Genomic DNA, 14,145 nt, shown 5'->3' with positions numbered 1-14,145 from the left:
CTCCTCTACTTCATTAAGATTTTAAAGGCCTAGTTGCGCATATACATCAATGAGTTCTTCATGTATTTTTGCGTTTGCGTATTCAAGCCCATCGGCGCGCCGAGGGTCATCAATGACCTCTACCCATTTTTGCCCATACTTAACAACCTCGTCTTCACCACAAGCGTCTGCATTAAACATGTACAATGGCTGAGAATAATTCATTTTGGCTAAGTTGGCTGTAAGCTGAAATGGTTTTAAAACCTCAGGTACAGTAGCGAACATATGAAAGCCATTGTAATTTTTTGCTTGTCCTCCAGCAGAGCAAATTATTTGTAAGTCTTTGCCTTTAAGCTTGTCTCCTTTACTTCCGTATGCAAATTGATATTGTAAAACATCATCAAGCCACTTCTTAAGAAGAGGAGTCATTGACCACCAATAGATAGGAAATTGAATCACGATTCTGTCATGAGACAACAACAACGCTTGTTCTTTTTCGATATCGATTTTAAAGTCAGGATATTCCAAATACATATCTCTACTTGTTGCTACTTTACCTGACTGCTCTAATTGCTTCTTCCAAGTATTATTGACTCGTGATGCGTTGAGATCGGGGTGAAATACTAAGTGTAAAATTTTCATAAAGATCCTTACTTTATTAATTTAAAATGTTTAAGTGCTGCAACAGCAACGGTGTCTCCAAATTCCTGCACAAAATGCCCTGCATTATTTATTTCTAGAGGTTCAGGGCAATTTTTGATTACGCTTTGCATAAAATTCATAACTGTAGGTCCTAACATTTTGTCTTTCATACCTATTGCCATGAATGATTCGCCTTGCCACTCACTTTTCCAAAATTGAAATGCTCGAGTTGAAATTTTTACGCACAGAGGATCTGGCGCAGCAACAATTTTAGGGAACTTTTTGACGCCAGCTTGATAACTTGCATCTGGATATGGAGATGCATATGCACTCGCTTCATCGCTGTCAATTGTTGGCGCATACTTTTTGAAAAAACTAGCGAGATTTAATTCATTTGGCAGAACGATATCGTCATGCCATTTTAAGAATTCAGGACTGCTCACAGGCTCAACCAGCAACCCTGTATTCATGATGATTAATCTTTTAAAACGCTCTGGCATATCTTGAGGCAATGTAAGACCCAAAAGCCCTCCCCAATCTTGGCAAACCAAAGTAATATTATTTAAATCTAACCTCTTAATAAGTTCGATTAAGTAGTTACGATGAAACTCAAACGTATAAACTTTCTCATCAATTGGTTTATCTGACTTACCAAAGCCAAAAAGATCTGGGGCTATCACCCTGCCTCCGACATTAACAAATTCAGGGATCATCTTTCTGTAAAGGTAACTCCAAGCAGGCTCACCATGCAGACATAAAAAAACTTCTTCAGAGTCAGGATTACCTTCATCAAGGTAGTGAGCCCTCAAGCCTTCATATCCCTTCAAATCACTAAAGTAATTAGCTTTAAAAGGATAATCTTTAATATTATCAAAGCTACTTTGTGGTGTGCGTTTACTATTTATCATGCCTATTCCTCAACAATAAAAAACATTAGGTCAAGTGACCTATTTAAAATTTAGGTCAGATGACCTACAATGTCAACATTGAATTTAACTGTTGAGTACTCGTAAAATGATAAGGTTTGATTACTAAGCAGAAATACTTTGAGATTTTAATGAAGAAAAATGCCAAAACAGATTTAATAATAGATACGGCTTTGCATATTCTTAGACACGAAGGTGATTATGGCGTGACAATGAGAAAAGTTGCCAACGAAGCTGGTATGACTTTGAGCAATGTTCAATATTATTTCAAAAATAAAGATGAGCTTTTAAAGGCGATGGCAGATCGCTATTTCAAATCATGTCTTGACGATATGAGACAAATGGATCCAATAAGCAACCTAGAGAACCCAAGCAATGAGCTCCATTCGCTGCTAGAGAGCTTTCTAAGTCATGGTTTGAAATTAACCCAAATGTGCAGAATATTTAGGGAGTATTGGGCTATATCGACACGAAATGAAGTTATCAATCAACATATAAAATTTTACTACGAAGAAATGGCATTGATCTTAGCTGATAAATTGCGACCTATTTCTCACTCAGACTCAAACGTTTCTAGAGCTGTATCTATATTTATCCCATTTGTAGAAGGTTACTCAATCACTGCACAAGCTATGCCCGAACGCATTGATTCAATCTCAAAAATAATGACTGAAGTTATACTTAACTTACTTACTGATGAGCATGAATAAATTAAACTACATATAAATCTTCGTAAGTTATCATCTGTAAAATTTATTCAATCACACTCTTTTTTACTTTTAACCATGCAATCTAATAATTTATTGCTACTCTTTAGAAAAGTGTAAAGCAGGAATTGGTGTGCTTGAGTCAAAGGAATTTTTAAGGTTAATACTCGATACTCTCCCTGAGCATATTGTTGTCATCAACGCCGAAGGCGATATCAAATTTGTAAATCGCAGCTGGCAAACATTTGGCGAACAAAATAACTGTGCGTGCAATGAGCAATGGCAACAACAAAATTACCTCGCAATTTGTAGGTCAGCGGCTTGCCAAAACGATGAGTTTGGAGCAAAAGCGTTTAATGGAATAAAACAAGTAATTAACCATCAGTGCGAAGAGTTCTATCTTGAATATCCATGCCATAGCGACATGGAAAAGCGCTGGTTTTTAATGCGAGCAGCTTCTCTTTTTTATGATAATCAGCGTTTTATCGTTATAAGTCACTTAAATATCACCGAAAGAAAGCTTGCTGAACAACAAGTCCAACAACTTGCTAGAATTGATGGCCTAACACAAATAGCTAATAGACGATTTTTTGATAGTTTTATTTTACAAGAATGGAGTCGTTGCTCGAGATTAAATTTACCTGTTTCGTTAGCTATGATTGACCTTGATAATTTTAAAACGCTAAATGATAAATTTGGTCACTTAGTTGGTGATAGCTGTCTAAAAGAAGTTGCAAAACTACTGCCTGAATTTACTCGCAGGCCCGGTGACTTGTGCGCCAGATACGGTGGTGAAGAGTTTGTACTGGTGCTTGGCAATACACAAAGTAAGCAAGCACAAAGTCTAGTAACACGCTTAATAGATATGATCAGTAAATTACAATTAGCTGAACTTACAGGTCATCCATTAACGGTTAGTATTGGTTTAGCTACTATTTACCCTAGTAGCGATAGTGATGCCATGTTACTCATTGAAATGGCTGATTGCGCGCTTTATCAAGCAAAAGAAGCTGGCCGAAATCAACTTGTGGTTGCTGATAACATCGAGCCATTAAACCTAGAAAAATGCCCCTAATTAGGGGCATTGATTAGAGCTTGTTTATCCAGTTATTACTGAAATACTTTTTCGACATCAAGTACTTTAATATTTTTTGCTGGTATTGCGAGCTTATAGTCTGCAATTACTTTATCTTCAGCAACAAGTTCTGCTGGTTTTTCAGCGTTATACACCATTGGTGATGTTTGCTCTGAAGCTAAGCGTTTTTGCATGTCTTTGCCATCACCAGTAATAAACACATAGTGGATATTCTCTGTTTGCAGGTTATCGCGAATAACACGGTTAACATCATCAAGGGTTAGCTTTTCAAGCTTGCCACGCACATAGTCAACAAAGCTCTCTGTGTTATAGAACTCACTATCAAGGGCATAGCCTAATTGGCGGTCTTGGCTTGCAACCATTTGTGGCACAAAGTTAATTAAGAAGTTACGAGTCGCTTCAAAATCTTCTTTGCTGATGCCACTTTTAATTAGCTTATCAAGTTCAAATAATGCCGTACGTGTTGCAAAGTGCGCATCGTTATTAGAACGAAGCGGACGCAACCACACTTGGAAAATTTGCTCTGAACGACCTAAGTTAGCATCAGGTTTAGTTTGGAACATACCACGTGGGAAGTACTCAATGTATGCATAGTCACCATAGTTCATACCACGGGTTTGACGAATGCGCTGATACAAGAAGCTGTTTGAGCTGCGGTGTTCACCAAAGTAAGAGCGCACTAACCAAAGTGCGGTCCAGTCATCACTGCTACGAATTGTATCGATTGGGAAACCAAATGACACAGCGGTAGATTGCGCTGATTTTTCAACAATCGTTGCATGATGACCTTTAAGTTCTGGCGCATCAGGGATCGTTAAGCGGCTTTCTTTACCTTGTGGAAGCGATGTTAAATCTTTCAGCATAGTCGATTTAACATCACTCGGAATAGCACCAATTAGACCCACTGTTAACTTAGATTGGGTAAACTGATTAGCATAAAATGCTTTTACATCGTCAAGCGTCAGTGCTTCAAGGTCTGATAAATCACCATAGTTATAGCTTTCATACGGGTGGCCTTTATAAAGTTGATGATAAAGCACTTCTTTACCTAGCTCTTCGTCATTTGATGCTTTAAGGCCTGCTTTAATGCTATCAATAAGCTCTTTTTTCAGGCGTTTAAAATCATCTTCTCTGAAGCCAGGGTTTAGCATCTGATCGCTAACAAGTGCATACCACTGCGCAGCATTATCTTTATGTACACGACCACGTAAAGAAATCATCTCTTTATCGATTTGATAGCCAAAGCTTCCCGCTAGTGGGTATAACGCTTTTTGAATATCTTTGTAGCTCATCGTTTCTGAGCCACCTTGCGCTAGCATTGCAGCTGTTAATGCCGCTAAGCCTTTTTTGCCTTGGGGATCAGCCGCTGCACCGGTATTGAATAACCAGTTCACATCAACCAATGGTGAGCTATTTGTTTTATCAAGTACTTTAAAGTGGCGCTCTGTTGGGGCTTTCTCAATACTGGCAACCAAGGCATTTAAATCAACCTCTTGCTCAAAACCCGCTACTTTATCAAGCGCCGACATTGTCACCGTGGTACGGCTTGAATCAACAAAGTACTTGTTTGCTACCGCTTTGATATCTTCTGGCGTGATGCTATCAGCCGTGGCATAAAGTTGGTTAATCACTTCAGGGTCGCGCTCAAAGTGCATGTAGCTTGCAAGTGTTGAAGCGATTGACTGCGATGAATCAAGACCATTAATAAAGCTATATTTTAGGTTTGATTTTAAATCAGCTAACTTTTGCGCATCTACTAACTCAGTACGCGCTTGTGCATAGGTACGGTTAATCGCATCACGGGCTTTAGCAAGGTCCGCTTCGTTCTCTACTTTTACAAAAACATGTAATAAACCTGGATCTTTAGTATCTGGGTTATAGGTAAACATTTGGCTGGCAATTTGTTTATCAACAACAAGTTCTTGATAAAGTGCCGAATTATTAGAGAAATACAGCTGTGAGATCAAATCAAGAGCGGCACGGTCCTTTTGAGTAGGATCCCATGCCGTGCCTTTGTATGACACAAGCAACCAGTGGCCTGGTAAACCATCATTTTTCTCATGTACATATTTTGCTGTTTTTTGCTTTGGCTCAACAGGAATGTCTGCTTGGTAATCGCCTTTTTTCCAGTTACCCCAATGCTTTTTCACCATCGCCATGGTTTCTTGTGGATCAACATCACCAACAATGACTAAAGATACATATTCTGGTTTATAAAATTTAGCGAAAAACTCTTTACCGTACGCCATTTGATCAGGCATTGCTTCAATGTCTTCGAAAAAGCCCATTGTAGTGTGCTTATACGTATGCTTTTCGAATGCTTCGTTACGAACTGCAGAAAGTAACTTACGAATTGGGCTAGCATTATTCTTTAAATACTCACCTTTTACAGTCAGCGCTTCGGTGCGGAACTGCTCTTCGCTGTATGTCAGGTTTTGGAAAATATCAGCTTCGATTTCAAGTACTTTATCTAAGTGCTCTTTTGAGAAGTTTAAGTGATAGTTCGTGTAATCGTTGGTCGTATACGCGCGATTATCAACACCCGAGTTCTTTAAAATATCTGAATACACATCTTGCGGGAATTTTTCAGAGCCTTTAAACATCATATGCTCAAAGAAGTGGGCAAAACCGGTTTTACCTGCTTCAACTTCATTACGTGAACCAACCGATACCGGAATTTGCAGTGACACAACATCTGGGTAATCCGTTTTAACGACCATCACGCGAAGGCCATTCTCAAGCTCTTCTAATAGGTAATCTTGGCTAAATACACGGTTATCACCTTGGCTGACTCGCTGCTCAATTTCGACTTCTTTAACCATAGTTGAATGTGAGTTACTTGCGCAGCCACTCAGCGCCAGTGTTACAGCAACACTGGTTGCTAATAATCTAAATTTCATAATGTTCCCTTGTTAGTTATTTTTCTCATAATCATTGCTGCTTGATTATGCATCAAAGCGCCAGAAAATATGAGGGTCAGCGCAATAATTTATGTAAACAGGTGTGTCAATTTAACTAAACGCTCAGCTTTAAACTTGAGTAAAATTCATAGTCATTGAAAAACTTTCATGAAAAAAATCTATCTAGACGTCTAAGTGGCTGCTATATTATTTGTCATAAACATTAGCACGAGCTGGAATGAGGATTATGGCTTTATCATTACAAGAGAAAATTGAAGACACCAACCAAGGCGTCTACCTGATCGGTACCACACCTCCAAAGTCAGGGACTGATAAAGCACAGCTTGAAACCATTGCCCAAAAGCTACTTGGTCGTTTACACGAAATTGAATACGATGGCGTGATTATTTACGACATTCAAGATGAAAGTAGCCGCATTGCAAAGCCTCGTCCTTTCCCATTTAAAGAAACAGTGGATCCACGTGAATACAGTCAATTACTGCGCAGCTTGTCACAACTAGATGTGATCACATACAAAAGCGTAGCGCAACGAGGTGAAGCTGAGTTTACCGAATGGCTAAACGAAACACGTAACGACTTCGAATTAAAAAACTTAGTGTTAGTGGGTAGTCCATCATCTCATGGCGATATCAAACTAAGCCTTCCTGATGCATATAAAACGCTTGCAAAGCAAAGCAGTGATGTGTTTTTAGGTGGCGTTACCATTGCCGAACGTCACGCTAGCAAACGCAATGAACATGAGCGCTTAGTTGAAAAAACAGCACAAGGTTGTAAGTTTTTCATCTCGCAAGCGGTTTATAATGCGCAAGCGACGATTGATTTGATCACCAGCTATGCACGTAGCTGTAAAGCACAAGGCACAGCACCAAAACGCATTATTCTAACGTTTACCCCATGTGGTGGTGAAAAAACCTTAGAGTTTATGGAGTGGCTAGGTATTTCAGTACCAGAAGCAACTAAGTACCGCATGTTAGATTCTGCAAATACATTGAGTGAATCAGTGCGTATTTGCCGTGAGAATCTCGATTTAATTTTACAAAGCTGTGCGCATTTAGATGTACCGCTAGGTTTAAATATTGAGAGCTTAACTAACCGTAAAGAAGAAATTGATGCGTCAATTAACCTTTACCGTCTACTTAAAGCAACCATGGAATTAAACCTAGCTGAAAAGCAAATAGCTTAGCGGGCAAGTTTAGAGGCTTGCTTTTTCTCATACATATCTTCATCAGCCCGCTTTAATAGCTCAGCAAATGTTTCTTTAGGTTGAGCTACAATACCTGAACCTATACTCAAATTAAGTTCAGGTATTGCCATATGTTTAAGGTTTTCTTTAAACGCTTCATTAAGTTTGTAGCTAATCGCTTCGATACAGTCGTTACTTTTCACTTGCAGAACCGCAATAAATTCATCTCCTCCTAAGCGGCCAATAATATCAGCCTCTCGGAGATATTGCTTCAATGTATCAGCCAGACATATCAGTGCTTTATCTCCTACTTCGTGACCATGCTTATCATTGAGTGGTTTAAAGTTATCTATATCGATAAACAAACAACAGATATTAAAGCCCAACCGGGCGGCAAGATTTAATTTATGTTGACAAAGTAAATTGAGTGCGCGGCGATTATAAATATTTGTGAGGGGGTCTAGCATCGCAATTTCACGCATTTGGGTGAAATTATCAAGTAGAGCTAAATCATCTTCCACCATATCCCTAAGCTGTTCGATGAGTTCTAAAAGACTATGCTGATAATCAGTTTTCTTAAAATCCATTACACAAAAAGTACCAAACGGTTCCCCGCTCGGCCAAGTTATAGGCACACCTAAATAGGATTCAACGCCATCGACAGTAAGTGGACAATCATCCCATTGATTATCTAGACTAACTTGTGGAATGTATAAAGGAGCCATATCTTTTAATACCTTTTTGCAAAAGATATTGTCGTCAATGGCTAACTCGATTCCAGCATGGTAAGGGTTTTCTCGTTGTTCGCTAGAAACAATTATGCGGTATGCTTCATCTGTCTTATGAACAATAAAGCCTGCAGGCGCTGAGAATAACTCGGTCATTAAATCGACTGTTTTTTGCCATTTTTGCAAAGAAAACTGGTTGTCAGGCTGACAAAATGACCATTTATTAACTTCTAACATACTACACACTTATTTTAGTCAGTGGATAGTATAAATATACGTCACTTTTTACGGTGTCTCATACTTTTTTGACCCAAAATACGCTTTTTATCTCGCGAGCGACGAGCTTTATTAGTGTTTTTTCTTATATTTTTAGGCTCTTTCGTTAAATCTGGCTCATACCCCGGTAACCACTGAGGAGTAAGTCTGGTGCCCAGTAAAATGTCTATTTCATCTAATAACCATTGTTCATCAATGCTAACTAGCGACAACGCTAACCCTTTTTCGCCTGCACGACCTGTACGACCTATTCGATGCACATAATCTTCAGCCACATAAGGTAGCTCATAGTTAATGACATATTTTAAAGAGGCAATATCAAGGCCGCGAGCGGCCACATCAGTCGCGACTAATACCCGAGTTACACCAGATTTAAAGTTTTGTAATGCTTTATCTCGCGCCCCTTGGCTTTTATCACCATGAATTGATTCGGTTTTTAAGCCATCTTTAGACATTTCTTTAGCAAGCACATCAGCAGTTTGTTTAGTTCGGGTAAATATCAGTACTTGCTGCCAATTTTTCATGCCAATCATGTGTGACACCAGCTCACGTTTACGGTCTTCATCAACCGCATAAACTAGCTGCTCAACTTCAACCGCTGCCGAGTTGCGTTTATTCACTTCAACTAGTTTAGGATCATCTAGTAACTGCTTACTAAGCTTAAAGATACTGTCATCAAATGTGGCTGAAAAAAGTAAGGTTTGGCGTTCTTTCGGCACATGACGCAAGATACGTTTTATCTCGTCAATAAACCCCATATCAAGCATGCGATCAGCTTCATCAAATACCAAGGCATTTATTCTAGAAAGTTTAATACTGCCTTTGATCAGATGATCAAGTAAACGCCCCGGAGTTGCAACAACAACCTGCGCCCCTTTTATGGCTTTAATTTGTGGCCCAATACTAGCGCCGCCATAAGCCAATGCCGCTTTTATTTCAGTATGCGCAGCATAACGCTCTACACTTGCAAAGACTTGCTGTGCGAGCTCTCGGGTTGGCGTTAAAATTAGGACTTTAACAGCATCAGGGAGTACTTCAGCAGATAACAAATTGTGCAGTAGTGGTAAAACAAAGGCAGCAGTTTTACCCGTACCAGTTTGTGCGCTGCCCATTACATCTGCACCCGCTAAAATAAGTGGGATGGTTTGCGCTTGAATTGCTGTGGGTGTGTGATAATTCTCTTCTTGCAAGGCTGTTAGCAATGCAGGTGCAAGATTTAACTCTGAAAAGGTCGCTACTGACATAGTCTGAAGTATATTTAGCTATAAAAACGCTATTGTACGCGGAACATCAGCAACAAAAAAGGCGCAATAAGCGCCCTTTGTCGTAATTGTAAAGATTACGCCGGTTTAAGTGACTCTTTACGGTGATTATAAAAACTAATTAGGTCATCAACCGTTGTTTGGCAATAATCACGAATGCCAGATACAAGCATGTGCTTTTCACCCGCCCCTACTTTTTCGCCATTTTCTAACAGGTTGAAGCGAAGCGTAATTTTTCCGCGTTTGCCAGTAAACTCAAAATCAGGCTCAGCAAACTCTAATTCAGGTGCACTGATATCAAGGCGGTCAAGGTTAATCAACATTGATTCGTAAATCACCATTGGGCGGGCTGGGTTGATCATCACATCTTGCTTGCCCATTAATGGAATGATGACATGTGGGAAGGTAGTACCAGAAAACTCAACATAGTTTTTTATTAAGCTATTTGTTAACTCAGGACATTGGCTAACAGCCCCTTCACGCTTTACTTTTAGCATCACTTTTTCGCCATCGGTGATAGCAAACTCATCAGCACCTTCAGGAAAAGTCAGCTTTGAATTTTCATCAACCATACCGGCAAAAGTGAACTCCATTTTTTCACTAATACCATAGCGGTTTAAAACCAGCGAAAAAAGTAAATCGCCCGGCACACAAAACTTTTTAGCATCTTTATCGTGTAACGGATTGAAATCATCCGCCACTAACTTAGCAAAGCGACAGCCTTGCTCGCGTGAGATAGAAACGTAATCAGCATGCTGCTGATAATAAGGACTTAACATATTTGTTCACTGCTTAAACTACTTATAACCTATCTATACTATCAGAAAAAAAAGCACACAGAGGTCGAATCTGTTGAGTATCATTTTCTATATTAACTTTGTGAAAGACTAATTACTTTCAGAGCGCGCACCAAATTGTATCAATTTGTACGAAACAATTAACAAATAAGCGTGAATAGTAAAAACTAATAGCGCATTTATATAGTGAAAAATTATTACATAAAAACAAATATAAATTCACTTTATCTTTTAAAACAACAAGCTAATAAAGATCTGAACGAGGCACTACAAAAAACTCTGAAACACAAGCTTTAATGTAAGGCAATTTGTAGCTAATGAAATAAATGAGGTATGATAAGCGCGCTTTTTTATCATGAAATAACTCATATAGACTGCATAAATAATAATGATAATAAGCGGTAAATAAATGAATACTCACTATGATTTTGAATGGTTTCATCTGTTTTTAATGGTAAATATTGCTTTGAAATTTAGACGACCAATCGCTCAGGGACTTGGTTAAATGATAAACCGATTAAGCTGGGCGGCTCTGCTTTTTTGTTTTTGCTGCTACTCTCAAGCTGAAGATAAAGCTGAACAGGTCTTTTTTAAAGTTTCACCAACAGTCTGTGTGACAGAAGCAAAACAAAAAGCCTGCGAGTTTAATGTGCAAGTTCATTTTCGAGTTGCTCCTTATGAAGAACTTTGTTTAGAAGTAACCCAACGCCCTCATTACACTCAGTGCTACACGCAAACAGGATTAATAGCCAAACAGTTTTTAATCAAAACAGAATACCCTCTTACCGTTAAGTTAATTAACCCTTTGAGCAGCAACGTTGTTAAACAGCAGCGTCTCTCAATAGTTAGCTATGAAGCCAAAGATTACCGTATAAAGCGGCGCTTTGGCTGGAGTTTATGATGCAGCATATTTTTTTAATTGAAGATGATGTGAAACTAGCCAATTTAATTCAAACATTTTTATTAAAACACGGCTATACCATTGATGTATTTAATACAGCTGAAGATTACCGTAGTAGTGAAATTACCTTTATTCCCTCATTGATTATCTGTGATGTGATGTTACCTGATGGCAATGGTTTTGAATTAATTTCACAACTAAAAGAAAAATACACCTGTCCTGTTATTTTTTTAACAGCTTTAGACTCAGTGCAATCACAAATTAAAGGCCTAAACTTAGGTGCTTACGACTACTTAATAAAGCCCATTAAACCTGAGCTATTATTAGCGAAAATTAAAACAATCATCGCCCACACTGTAAACCAAGATAACTTTTCAGATCACAGCGACTGTTTACGCATAGACAGTAAAAAGCGTGATATCTACTTTCATAATACTGCTCTGAACCTAAATGAGAGTGAATTTGATATTATCGCCTATCTAGCGAAGAATATGCCGCAGCCAGTCTCTCGCGAAGTGCTGTTTAAACATGTCATTGGCCGTGAGTATGACGGACTAGACCGCGCTATAGATTTAAAAGTGAGCCGATTACGTAAAAAACTCAAAGATACGATAAGCAGCCACAAAAATTCGTTGGATATTAAATCGGTGCGAGGCAAAGGCTACAGTTTGGATATTTCAAAACTATGAAGCAGCAATTTTTTAAGCTTTACCTGATTATCACAGTAAGCTTAATTGCTTTAGTTCTTGCGTTTGGTCAGCTTTATAATGAGTTTTTTTCTAAGCATGTGCCGAGTATACAAATTAGTGTTGCTGAACTTACGCAAATAGCAGAGCAAAAAGACTCGCGGATCAGTAGCCTAAGCATAAGTGAAATTGCATTGCCTGATTCTTTGCTCGACACGTTTAATCAAGACGGTATTATCAGTGTCACTGAGCATAATCAGCAATTTATATATCTCAAGGGCAGTAATGGTAGCATTCAAAAAGTTGGCCCCATTAACCTGATTTCACACGCAAAAACTGACTGGTTTGCTTTTTTCGCCTTTTATTTTTTGCTTGGTGTGATGATTTTATTGTTTATACGCCCAGTGTTTCGTGATTTGAGCTTATTGCAACGTGCAGCCTACCGCTTCAGCAAAAAACCGCAACGAATAGAGCTCGATATAAAGCCAAATTCATCCATTGCACCGCTTGCAAACACCTTTACTGATATGTCAGAGCGTATCAACAAATTTGTGCAGCTTCATAGCGATTTATCCCGCATTATTTCTCATGAAATTCGTACCCCACTCTCGCGTATGCGATTTGCGTTATCAATCGCAGAACTAGATTCGTTAGAAAGTAGCCAAATAGAGCGTGATATAGATGAGATTGAATTGCGCTTAGAACAATATTTATCGTTTGCTCGTTTAGAGCATCAACAAAGTGTGTTTAATCAGGAGAAAGTTAACTTAACTAAACTGATCAACACGGAAATAGCTAAATTTGATTTATACAAAGAACTCAAATTTATTCCAACTCTTGGGGTTGACGCTGCTTTTTGCGAAACAAGCTTTATGGCAATCGCGGTACAAAACTTACTGATCAACGCCACAAAATACGCAAAACACACTATTTATATAAGCACTGAAGAGAAAGCAGGTAATTACTTGATAAGCGTCACAGATGATGGACCAGGGTTGCCTATAAATGCTGATGCGTTAATTGAACCATTCAAACAAGGTGAAGGAGATAAATTGGCGAGTGGTTATGGATTAGGACTTTATATCGTGCATCGTATTGCTAGCTGGCATGGCGGTAAAATTGGTTTAGCCAATAACCTCGAAACGGGCGGTGCTCAAATTTCAATCAGCTGGCCTAAAAATGGTATGTAATGCCAGTAAAACCTGAGAAATAGCCATTTTTATTAATCATATGTGAGTTAGCTAAATTGCTATCAAGCCAAGTGTGCTTTAGTTTGAAATCAACACTAAAATTATCACTGATCGGATACTCGTAGCTTACTTTTAAATAGTAATTGGTGGCACTTTCTAAATTATAACTTAATAAGCGAGTTTTGCTCTCAGTGGGGCTAACCGTGTAGTAATAGTCAATTAACTCTTCATTTTTGTAGTTTATACCAGCCTCAATGCCAGCAATACCGGAAAACAGTGTAAATGCTTGGTAGCCATTGAATAAGATTTCATAGCCATTATGAACATTGGTTATATCGTGCACGTATGCCGCACTCAACCAAATGTCGTCATAAACATTTAAAGCTGATGAAAAGCCAGCCATATAAGAAAGGTTACGCTCTATCGGTGTTAAGTTAATTGGTGAAGCACTTGGAATTGTAGGTCGACCTGAACTAGAACGTACCACACCTGTCGCGTAGAGTTTATCTACCCCATCTAACTCAAAGAAAAAGCCATCATCATTAAAGCGCCCCAGTAAATCAATATAAAATTTCTCAGATTCAAATAAGCTGTAACCAATAGAAAAATCATCGAAATACCAGCTATCACCATAATAAGCCAAGCTTGGCAGAATTGGCGAAATAACATCATCGGCATCAAGTACTGGGTTCTCAATACCACCGTAGCCTAGCGTAACGCTTGCATGAAAAGTAGACTTTTTAATCAATTGCGGCTGCTTAACATCATCCTGCGCAAATGCAGTTGATGCAGCTAAGCAACACATTGAACCAAACAACCTTTTCATTAACGTAACTCACCTTAATGCCGAA

At 38.7% G+C, this 14,145-nt stretch carries 13 protein-coding genes; 6 read left to right on the top strand and 7 right to left on the bottom strand.

The window, feature by feature from the left end; translation table 11 throughout:
• Positions 1 to 21 precede the first annotated feature (21 nt).
• The gene (locus IMPJCBKJ_RS12900) at positions 22 to 621 is read right to left on the bottom strand and encodes an NAD(P)H-dependent oxidoreductase (RefSeq protein ID WP_054551218.1); all 600 of its coding nucleotides are present in this window, start codon (positions 619 to 621) and stop codon (positions 22 to 24) included.
• A gap of 8 nt (positions 622 to 629) precedes the next feature.
• Positions 630 to 1,529 (bottom strand): haloalkane dehalogenase, encoded by a 900-nt coding sequence (locus IMPJCBKJ_RS12895; RefSeq protein WP_166340634.1) that lies wholly within the window; start codon positions 1,527 to 1,529, stop codon positions 630 to 632.
• A 149-nt stretch (positions 1,530 to 1,678) separates the two neighbouring features.
• Here IMPJCBKJ_RS12895 and IMPJCBKJ_RS12890 point away from each other — a divergent pair, with 149 nt between their 5' ends.
• Both IMPJCBKJ_RS12890 and IMPJCBKJ_RS12885 read left to right on the top strand, forming a co-directional pair.
• Positions 1,679 to 2,257 (top strand): TetR/AcrR family transcriptional regulator, encoded by a 579-nt coding sequence (locus IMPJCBKJ_RS12890; RefSeq protein WP_138616334.1) that lies wholly within the window; start codon positions 1,679 to 1,681, stop codon positions 2,255 to 2,257.
• A gap of 130 nt (positions 2,258 to 2,387) precedes the next feature.
• A complete protein-coding gene (locus IMPJCBKJ_RS12885; RefSeq protein WP_166340633.1) occupies positions 2,388 to 3,329 on the top strand; it encodes a sensor domain-containing diguanylate cyclase in 942 nt (313 codons plus the stop codon).
• Positions 3,330 to 3,364: 35 nt separating this feature from the next.
• On the opposite strand, the gene IMPJCBKJ_RS12880 is transcribed toward IMPJCBKJ_RS12885, so the two are convergent.
• A complete protein-coding gene (locus tag IMPJCBKJ_RS12880) occupies positions 3,365 to 6,250 on the bottom strand; it encodes a M16 family metallopeptidase (RefSeq protein WP_166340632.1) in 2,886 nt (961 codons plus the stop codon).
• A 247-nt stretch (positions 6,251 to 6,497) separates the two neighbouring features.
• On the opposite strand from IMPJCBKJ_RS12880, the gene IMPJCBKJ_RS12875 reads away from it, so the two are divergent.
• The gene (locus tag IMPJCBKJ_RS12875) at positions 6,498 to 7,454 is read left to right on the top strand and encodes a hypothetical protein (protein ID WP_138599618.1); all 957 of its coding nucleotides are present in this window, start codon (positions 6,498 to 6,500) and stop codon (positions 7,452 to 7,454) included.
• Here IMPJCBKJ_RS12875 and IMPJCBKJ_RS12870 read toward each other — a convergent pair.
• The 3 genes from IMPJCBKJ_RS12870 to IMPJCBKJ_RS12860 form a co-directional block, all read right to left on the bottom strand.
• On the bottom strand, positions 7,451 to 8,419 hold the full coding sequence (locus IMPJCBKJ_RS12870) for a sensor domain-containing diguanylate cyclase (protein WP_138599617.1): 969 nt from the start codon (positions 8,417 to 8,419) through the stop codon (positions 7,451 to 7,453). The two genes, IMPJCBKJ_RS12875 and IMPJCBKJ_RS12870, sit on opposite strands and share 4 nt — an antisense overlap.
• Before the next feature lie 41 nt (positions 8,420 to 8,460).
• Entirely contained in the window at positions 8,461 to 9,702 is a 1,242-nt protein-coding gene (locus IMPJCBKJ_RS12865) for a DEAD/DEAH box helicase (protein WP_166340631.1), read from the bottom strand.
• A 95-nt stretch (positions 9,703 to 9,797) separates the two neighbouring features.
• Positions 9,798 to 10,499 carry a DUF3581 domain-containing protein gene (locus tag IMPJCBKJ_RS12860; RefSeq protein WP_138599615.1) on the bottom strand — a complete coding sequence of 234 codons (702 nt, stop codon included), beginning with the start codon at positions 10,497 to 10,499 and terminating at the stop codon, positions 9,798 to 9,800.
• Between the two features lie 523 nt (positions 10,500 to 11,022).
• Here IMPJCBKJ_RS12860 and IMPJCBKJ_RS12855 point away from each other — a divergent pair.
• Genes IMPJCBKJ_RS12855 through IMPJCBKJ_RS12845 form a run of 3 tightly spaced genes read left to right on the top strand, consistent with a single transcriptional unit; the run spans position 11,023 to position 13,294 of the window.
• Entirely contained in the window at positions 11,023 to 11,418 is a 396-nt protein-coding gene (locus IMPJCBKJ_RS12855) for a DUF3019 domain-containing protein (RefSeq protein ID WP_054551209.1), read from the top strand.
• Entirely contained in the window at positions 11,415 to 12,107 is a 693-nt protein-coding gene (locus IMPJCBKJ_RS12850) for a response regulator transcription factor (RefSeq protein WP_082389161.1), read from the top strand. The genes IMPJCBKJ_RS12855 and IMPJCBKJ_RS12850 overlap by 4 nt, the downstream gene beginning before the upstream one ends.
• Entirely contained in the window at positions 12,104 to 13,294 is a 1,191-nt protein-coding gene (locus IMPJCBKJ_RS12845) for an ATP-binding protein (protein ID WP_138616350.1), read from the top strand. Before IMPJCBKJ_RS12850 ends, IMPJCBKJ_RS12845 begins: the two co-directional genes overlap by 4 nt.
• Here the strand turns inward: IMPJCBKJ_RS12845 and IMPJCBKJ_RS12840 are convergent.
• Complete coding sequence (locus tag IMPJCBKJ_RS12840; RefSeq protein WP_138616352.1) at positions 13,278 to 14,120, bottom strand: MipA/OmpV family protein; 843 nt, start codon at positions 14,118 to 14,120, stop codon at positions 13,278 to 13,280. The two genes, IMPJCBKJ_RS12845 and IMPJCBKJ_RS12840, sit on opposite strands and share 17 nt — an antisense overlap.
• Positions 14,121 to 14,145: the final 25 nt, after the last annotated feature.

The sequence above is a fragment of the Pseudoalteromonas sp. MB47 genome (assembly GCF_011319765.1).
In the GTDB taxonomy this organism is placed as follows: Bacteria; Pseudomonadota; Gammaproteobacteria; order Enterobacterales; family Alteromonadaceae; genus Pseudoalteromonas; species Pseudoalteromonas simplex.
This window is presented reverse-complemented; position numbering and strand designations above follow the sequence as displayed.

Coding starts and splice junctions, on each gene's coding strand:
- IMPJCBKJ_RS12900 (WP_054551218.1), bottom strand. CDS start 621: ATGAAAATTTTACACTTAGTATTTCACCCCGATCTCAACGCATCACGA.
- IMPJCBKJ_RS12895 (WP_166340634.1), bottom strand. CDS start 1,529: ATGATAAATAGTAAACGCACACCACAAAGTAGCTTTGATAATATTAAA.
- IMPJCBKJ_RS12890 (WP_138616334.1), top strand. CDS start 1,679: ATGAAGAAAAATGCCAAAACAGATTTAATAATAGATACGGCTTTGCAT.
- IMPJCBKJ_RS12880 (WP_166340632.1), bottom strand. CDS start 6,250: ATGAAATTTAGATTATTAGCAACCAGTGTTGCTGTAACACTGGCGCTG.
- IMPJCBKJ_RS12875 (WP_138599618.1), top strand. CDS start 6,498: ATGGCTTTATCATTACAAGAGAAAATTGAAGACACCAACCAAGGCGTC.
- IMPJCBKJ_RS12870 (WP_138599617.1), bottom strand. CDS start 8,419: ATGTTAGAAGTTAATAAATGGTCATTTTGTCAGCCTGACAACCAGTTT.
- IMPJCBKJ_RS12865 (WP_166340631.1), bottom strand. CDS start 9,702: ATGTCAGTAGCGACCTTTTCAGAGTTAAATCTTGCACCTGCATTGCTA.
- IMPJCBKJ_RS12860 (WP_138599615.1), bottom strand. CDS start 10,499: ATGTTAAGTCCTTATTATCAGCAGCATGCTGATTACGTTTCTATCTCA.
- IMPJCBKJ_RS12855 (WP_054551209.1), top strand. CDS start 11,023: ATGATAAACCGATTAAGCTGGGCGGCTCTGCTTTTTTGTTTTTGCTGC.
- IMPJCBKJ_RS12850 (WP_082389161.1), top strand. CDS start 11,415: ATGATGCAGCATATTTTTTTAATTGAAGATGATGTGAAACTAGCCAAT.
- IMPJCBKJ_RS12845 (WP_138616350.1), top strand. CDS start 12,104: ATGAAGCAGCAATTTTTTAAGCTTTACCTGATTATCACAGTAAGCTTA.
- IMPJCBKJ_RS12840 (WP_138616352.1), bottom strand. CDS start 14,120: ATGAAAAGGTTGTTTGGTTCAATGTGTTGCTTAGCTGCATCAACTGCA.